Genomic DNA, 6744 nt, shown 5'->3' with positions numbered 1-6744 from the left:
GTACCGCGTCGGCATGACCCCGGCGGGGGTTCGCGAGTTGATCCAGAACGGCCATCAGGTCGTGGTCGAGCGCGCGGCCGGCGCCGGGATCGGCTTCGACGACGGAGCTTATCGCGATGCCGGCGCAAGTGTCCTCGCAACGCCCGCCGAGGTGTTCGCCGCCTCCGAGATGATCGTCAAGGTCAAGGAGCCACAGCCGCCGGAGATCGCGTTGCTGCGCCGCGACCAGATCCTGTTCACCTACCTGCATCTCGCCGCCGATAAGTTGCAAACCCACGGGCTGATGCGCTCCGGCGCCACCTGCATCGCCTACGAAACCGTCACAGATCGCGCCGGCTCGCTGCCGCTGCTGGCGCCGATGAGCGAAGTGGCCGGCCGCATGGCGGTCCAGGTCGGGGCGCGTTGCCTGGAACGCGAACAGGGCGGTGCCGGCATCCTGCTGGGTGGTGTTCCCGGTGTGCCGCCTGCCAAGGTCGTGGTGCTGGGCGGCGGCGTGTCCGGCACCAACGCCGCGAGGATGGCGGTCGGCCTGGAGGCCAGCGTGACCATCATCGACAAGTCGCTGACCCGGCTGAAGGAACTCGATCTGCAGTTCGGCCCGCGCGCGACAACCTTGTTTGCCACCACGCAGTCGATCGAGCAGGCGGTGCTGGCCGCCGACCTGGTGATCGGCGCCGTGCTGGTGCCCGGTGCCGCGGCCCCCAAGCTGGTCAGCCGCGAGATCATCAGCCGCATGCGGCCGGGTTCCGTGGTGGTCGACATCGCCATCGATCAGGGCGGCTGCTTCGAGACTAGCCGGCCGACCACGCACGCCGATCCGATCTATATCGAGGACGGCGTGGTGCATTACTGCGTGACCAACATGCCCGGGGCGGTGGCGCGCACGTCAACCTTCGCGCTGACCAACGCGACGTTGCCGTTCGTTCTGGCGCTGGCCGGCAAAGGCTGGCGGCAGGCCATGCTGGACGATCCGCACCTGGCCTCGGGGCTGAACATCCACCGCGGTCAGGTGACGCATATCGCGGTGGCGCAGGCGCTGGCGCTGCACCATTCCGCGGTGCGGGAGGTCCTGGTCCCGGTGGTGGCGGTCAGTTGACCCGAGCCACGCGATCAGCGCGCCGCAGGATTTCGAGACTTTCGGCTCGAGTTTGTGTTCACATTTGTGTATTATCGAACAAGGCTTTTGAGTGGGACGGGGAAAAACGGGCCTCCAAGCTCCAGGATCACGGCGTTGACTTTGAGGATGCCGCCCTGATCTTCGCCCGCCCCGTCATCGAGGCGGAGGATACCCGCAACGATTAAGGCAAACCCCGCTTGCGGGCCGTGGGACAGGTGAACGGGGCGTATTTCATGGCCGTCATCTCATCGGCCACTCCGCCTTAGCCGCAATTCCCCAATCCTCCGCAATGCGGTCACCATCGAAGCGGTAGATCGCTACTGCCGACAAACAAACGGGACTACCATCCTTGTTTCCCGCGAAGAGCCACCGTACCGCGACCTTGTCGCCCTCTTCCACCATGTCGAGGACATCGATCCGCGCGCAAGGGACGTGCTCGGCGAGTGAGCGCAACATGTCTCTGGCACCATCATGACCCGATCGAAAGCCGCCGATCGAAGGATCATGCAGCTTAAAGTCTTCCGTGAACCACTCGGCGACGTGACCGATATCGCCGGCGGCCATCGACCTTGCGATCCGCAGGAAAAAGTCCTTCCTCGATGCCATGGCGCGATGCTCCGCGGAGTAAGGTCAACGTCTTGATTGCCGGCAAGCCTCAGTCCCACCATTCAGCCCTACGTGTAGCCTGGTGCCACAGCGGCGGTCGGCTGACTGACTACGGACCAATCGCATAACAGCACGGCAACTATCGTATCGCGCTGCCAATCAGCCCGGACAAATCCAGCAACGAACCGGCCACGGCATCGGCCGCGAACCCCAGCGCCTCATCCTGCGTACGCAAGGCCCGGAACATCGCCGCCGGACCAACCGCCGCGCCCCCAATCAGTTCGCCTCGTAACGCGGCTGGCGCCACCCGTTCGATCCGCGCCACCTTGAACCCGAAGCACCGCGCGCCGGCGACATCAAAACCGTTCGAGGAGACGAACACCACCTCCTCCGGCTGCACGCCAAGCCGATCCCCGACCAGCGAATAGGCGCGAGGGTCGGGTTTGTAGACCTTTTTGGCATCGACGCTGATCACCGCCTGCAACACCTTGTCCAGCCCGCTGTTGCGCGTCAGCGCCGCCAGCATGCCAGGGCTGCCGTTGGACAGGATCGCCAGTTGGTTGCCCTCAAGCTGGCGCAGCGCCTGCTCCGCCTCCGGGTACAGTGAAAGCGTGTTGTACGCCTCGACCATGCCGTCGATCACAGTCGCTTCGGCCGGCAAGCCCACCGTATCCAGCGCATAGCGAAGAGAATCGCGGGTCACCACGCGGAAGTCTTCGTAACGGCCCATCAATGAGCGCAGCCAGGTGTATTCCAACTGCTTCAGCCGCCAAACCTGGGTGATATACTCGCCATGACCGGGGAACGCCGCCTCGGTGGCCGCCGCGACCGACTGCACGTCGTACAGCGTGCCATAGGCGTCGAACACCAGCGCCTTGATCGTCACCACAACACTCCGAACGTCATCCTGGTGTCCCCGGGGTAGCAGCCGCCGCCGGTCATCCCCGCCGCTCGAACCGGGCGCGGTCGGCCGGCAGCAGCCGCACCTTCATGTGCACAGCGACGTCGTCGTCGGAACGCGTGACCACTTCGCCGTGCTGATACAGCCATGCCACGCGGGCGCCGTCTTGTGGCGGAATGTCATAGTCGGCGACCTCCATCCCCTCGGCGATCGCGCCATCGATCGCGGCTTGCAGCGCATCGAGGCCGTCGCCGGTCACCGCCGAGACCGCGACCGCGCCGTCGCGCAGCGGCACTGCCGCCACGCCGCCCAGCAAGTCCGCCTTGTTCAGCACCTCGATCGTCCGATCCGGCCATGCCGGGTCCAGCGTGCCGTCGGCCACCATGTCGTCCAGCACCTTGATGACGTCGCCGCGCTGCGCCGCCGTTTCGGGGTGCGCCGCATCGCGCACATGCAGGATCACATCCGCCTCCGCCACTTCTTCCAGCGTCGCTCGGAAGGCCTCGACCAGTTCGTGCGGCAACTGGCTGATGAATCCAACGGTATCGGACAGGATGGCGCGCCGCCCCGATGGCAACCGAAGCCCACGCATCGTTGGATCCAGCGTCGCGAACAACTGGTCTCGGGCGGTGACTTCGGCCCCGGTCAGGGCATTGAACAGCGTGGACTTCCCAGCATTGGTGTAACCGACCAGGGCGATCACGGGAAACGGCACCCGCCGGCGGGCCGATCGGTGCAGACCGCGAGTGCGCCGGACCTGCTCCAGGTCCTTTCGTAGCCGCACAAGGCGATCGTCGATCAACCGCCGGTCGGCCTCGATCTGAGTCTCGCCGGGACCGCCAAGGAAGCCGAAGCCGCCGCGCTGACGCTCCAGGTGGGTCCAGGACCGCACCAGCCGCGAGCGTTGATAGGCCAGATGCGCCAGCTCGACCTGAAGCGTGCCCTCCTTGGTGGCGGCGCGCTCGCCAAAAATATCCAGGATCAGCCCGGTGCGGTCGATCACCTTGCAGCTCCAGGCGCGCTCCAGGTTGCGCTGCTGCACCGGCGACAGCGCGGCATCGACAACCACCACCTCGATATCGTTCCGACTGATCGCCTCCGCCTGGGTCGCCACCTGACCTTCGCCGAACAGCATCGCCGGGCGTCGGGTGCGAAGTGGCAGTATTGCCGTATGCCTGATGATCAGCCCGATCGATGCGGTCAGACCCACCGCCTCGGCAAGTCGAGCCTCAGCCGCGCGCGGCTGCTCGACCCCGGGCAAATCCCGCGCCTGTCGTTCCCAAGGCAGGATGACAGCCGCACCGATCATGCTATCCGCCCGCCCGTTCGACCCAGCCGACGTTGGAACCGCGGCATCACGGGTCGGCGGATCAGCCAGGTGTGAAAAAACCGGTTTGACCGATCGAGCCTTCACGGGTCGGGCAATCAATCGTTCCCGGTCACGCCGCTGAGTTCCCGAGCCGGCGCCGCGGCGCCTTCCACCTTGGTCGCATCGAACAACTGAATCGGTGCACCCGGCATGACCGTGCTGATGGCGTGCTTATACACCAGTTGAGTATGCCCATCCCGGCGCAGCAGAACGGAAAAATTGTCAAACCAGGTGATGATCCCCTGGAGTTTGACACCGTTCACAAGGAAAACCGTTACCGGCGTTTTGCTTTTCCGCACGTGGTTCAGGAACACGTCCTGAACATTCTGCGACTTCTCGTTGGCCACGGCCACAATCCTTCTTTTTCTAGGAGCCAGTTCTGTGTCTGCGAGTTCTGGGTGCGAGTTCGACGCGCGCGTTCACTTTGAACCGAGGACCCGGACGGTTCGTGGCACGGCCGACCGAGTTTCGATACTCTAACATCTCGCCCCCTTCACGCAAGCTCACGTAATCGTGCGCGAAGGTCATGAGCCGAGGGGAAATGGATATCCGGGGCAGCGCGTTCAACGCCCCCATCGTGATCCGCGTTGCCGATAAGTACAGCCGTGGCGCCGGCGGCGCGCGCCGCCTGCATGTCCAGCGCCGTATCGCCGATGTACCAAACCGAGGCGTCGCCGGTTCGGCCCAACCGCGACAGGGCAAGCCAAATCGGCGCCGGATCGGGCTTGTCGGCGGCGGCGTCGCCGGCACCCACCACGGCGGCGAAAAACCCATCCCATCCCAGATGGGTCACTTCCCGCCGCAGGAATGCCCCGGCCTTGTTGGAAATTACGCCTTGCGGCCAGCCGGTCCCCGCCTCCAGCACCTCGGGCATCCCGGGCATCGGACTGACATGGTCCAGGTGCTGCTGCTTCAGGGTTTCGTAGAAGATGTCGCGAGCCTGCTGCCATCGGTCGCCAAACATCACTGGGAAACTGTCCCGCAACGAGACACGGACCCGGTGTCGGGTATCATCCACAGTCCAAAGCGGGTGGCCGAACGCGGCGAATGTTGCGTTCAGCGCGGCGGTGATGCCGGCCCATCCGTCAACTAGGGTGTTGTCCCAGTCATACAGCAGCACAGACGGCCGGTGATCCCGCATCAGAGTTGCACGCGGACCAGTCCCGTCATGGCCAGCCCCGTCATGGCTAGCCCCATCATGACCAGTGCCGGCATGCCCAGCCCCGGCATGGCCAGCCCCATCATGGACTGCTTGCGCCGAACTTGAAGCGCGGCTCGTCATCGTCGGCCGCGGTTATCGGGTCGCCAGGGTTCAAACCGCTTGGGGCCGCGACGCCATCATTCGCAACAACGCCGCACAAGGCGCCGGACGCAGGGTCGACATGGATCGGCAGGCCCGGGGCCTGATCATCAACCCCCGGATCATCAACCCCCTGATCATCAACCCCCTGGTCATCAACCTTTAACGCCAGGCGCTGCAGGCGCGCCAGCACGCAGGCGTTGGCGCACACCCGCAGCCAGCCGTCGAACGATAGGTCGTGCGCATTTTGCTCCGGAGCAAACCGGTCGATGTAGCCCTTCAACAGGCCGGGCATGATCACCTCCACCATCCCCGCCGGCCGGTCACGCTCGGCCCGCACCACCCACAGCAGGGTCGCTTCACCATGCCGGTTCAGCGCCATGTGCAACGGCAGAATCTCGGCTTCGGAGACCGCTGACCCGAACTGATAGACGAAGATCTTGTCCGCGGCTTCGAGTTCCTCGACGAATTTGCGGCGCAGAAACCGTAACCGAGCCGATTCCTGTTCACGCATCAGCCAGACGCTGCGCTGCCCCTCATAGACAAAGCTATGATACACCAAGCCGAATTTTTTCTCGTGGATCATGTATTCCTTGCGGGATTCACCTTCCAGTCGCGGCTCGATATCATCGATCTCGCCCAGGCCGGTGAACCCGCTGTCGATGCCGCGGATAAGGTTGCGCATGAATGTGCTGGAGAACCGCAGCAAGCCCAGCGGTTCGGCGTCGCAGCGCCGCTGGAAAAGGCCAAATTCGCAGTTCTCGCCAAGCGATTCGAACCTCAGAGCGATCTGCGGAAGGGTCAGTCCGGTGCTGCTCGTTGCCCACGCCGCCAGTTCGCCACCGCCACGCACGCCAAAGCCCGGCGCTTGCGACGCACCCAGCATCAACCCGGTCGGCAAGCGCCGATGCTGAGCGGCGGTTGCATGCGCAACCTTGAGCAGCTTCGCCTCGAACACGGCGAATGCCAACGACCGATCATCGGCGATATCGGAAAAATCGCGCGGGCGAGCGGCATCCGGGTGCTGCAGCGTGACCACCACCCGTTCGGCCCGGCGGGCGACGCCGGCCGGAATACGGAAGCCCAGCAAGGTCGGGCGGCTGATCTCGCTCGACCCGACGACACTGTCATCGACCGAGACAATCAGCCGCTGACTAGGCAAATCCGGCGCGTGAACGAACGGAACGACATCCAGCGTCAGCACATACTCGTCCGCCTCGGCGAGCCGGGGAAACATCAGATGGCTTTCCGCGCCGACGCCCCAGGTGAAGGCATCCTCCGACCGCGCCCAGCCCCCACCGAGATAGGCCAGACTGTTGCCGGTCGTCGCGAAGCTGATCGTCAGGTTACATTCGACTGCCATCTCACGCCTTGTGTTTCCGATCCCTGATACGCCGACCTCCCCTGATACGACGACGTCCAAGTTCTGCGCGCCGGTTCCGGAGCATTGA

General features: G+C 64.7%; 7 protein-coding genes. 1 reads left to right on the top strand and 6 read right to left on the bottom strand.

Features of this window, described 5'->3' with window-relative positions; translation table 11 throughout:
- Window positions 1-1096: alanine dehydrogenase (gene ald / locus ACQY4Y_RS00350; protein ID WP_428488588.1), on the top strand; the 1096-nt coding region annotated here is incomplete at its 5' end.
- Window positions 1097-1357: 261 nt separating this feature from the next.
- Here the strand turns inward: ald and ACQY4Y_RS00345 are convergent.
- The 6 genes from ACQY4Y_RS00345 to ACQY4Y_RS00320 form a co-directional block, all read right to left on the bottom strand.
- Entirely contained in the window at window positions 1358-1681 is a 324-nt protein-coding gene (locus tag ACQY4Y_RS00345; protein WP_428488587.1) for an ester cyclase, read from the bottom strand.
- Between the two features lie 181 nt (window positions 1682-1862).
- Window positions 1863-2609 (bottom strand): haloacid dehalogenase type II, encoded by a 747-nt coding sequence (locus ACQY4Y_RS00340; protein ID WP_428488586.1) that lies wholly within the window; start codon window positions 2607-2609, stop codon window positions 1863-1865.
- Between the two features lie 52 nt (window positions 2610-2661).
- Window positions 2662-3933 carry a GTPase HflX gene (gene hflX, locus ACQY4Y_RS00335; RefSeq protein WP_428488585.1) on the bottom strand — a complete coding sequence of 424 codons (1272 nt, stop codon included), beginning with the start codon at window positions 3931-3933 and terminating at the stop codon, window positions 2662-2664.
- Between the two features lie 116 nt (window positions 3934-4049).
- Entirely contained in the window at window positions 4050-4340 is a 291-nt protein-coding gene (hfq, locus tag ACQY4Y_RS00330; RefSeq protein ID WP_428488584.1) for an RNA chaperone Hfq, read from the bottom strand.
- Between the two features lie 146 nt (window positions 4341-4486).
- Window positions 4487-5134, bottom strand: a complete 648-nt coding sequence (locus ACQY4Y_RS00325) for an HAD family hydrolase (protein WP_428488583.1) — start codon at window positions 5132-5134, stop codon at window positions 4487-4489.
- Window positions 5135-5234: 100 nt separating this feature from the next.
- On the bottom strand, window positions 5235-6744 hold a 1510-nt coding region (locus ACQY4Y_RS00320; protein WP_428488582.1), incomplete at its 5' end, for a hypothetical protein.

The organism is Rhodopila sp. (assembly GCF_965277165.1).
Lineage (GTDB): Bacteria > Pseudomonadota > Alphaproteobacteria > Acetobacterales > Acetobacteraceae > Rhodopila.
The sequence above is the reverse complement of the archived record's forward strand: the minus strand, read 5'-3'. Positions and strand labels throughout refer to the sequence as shown.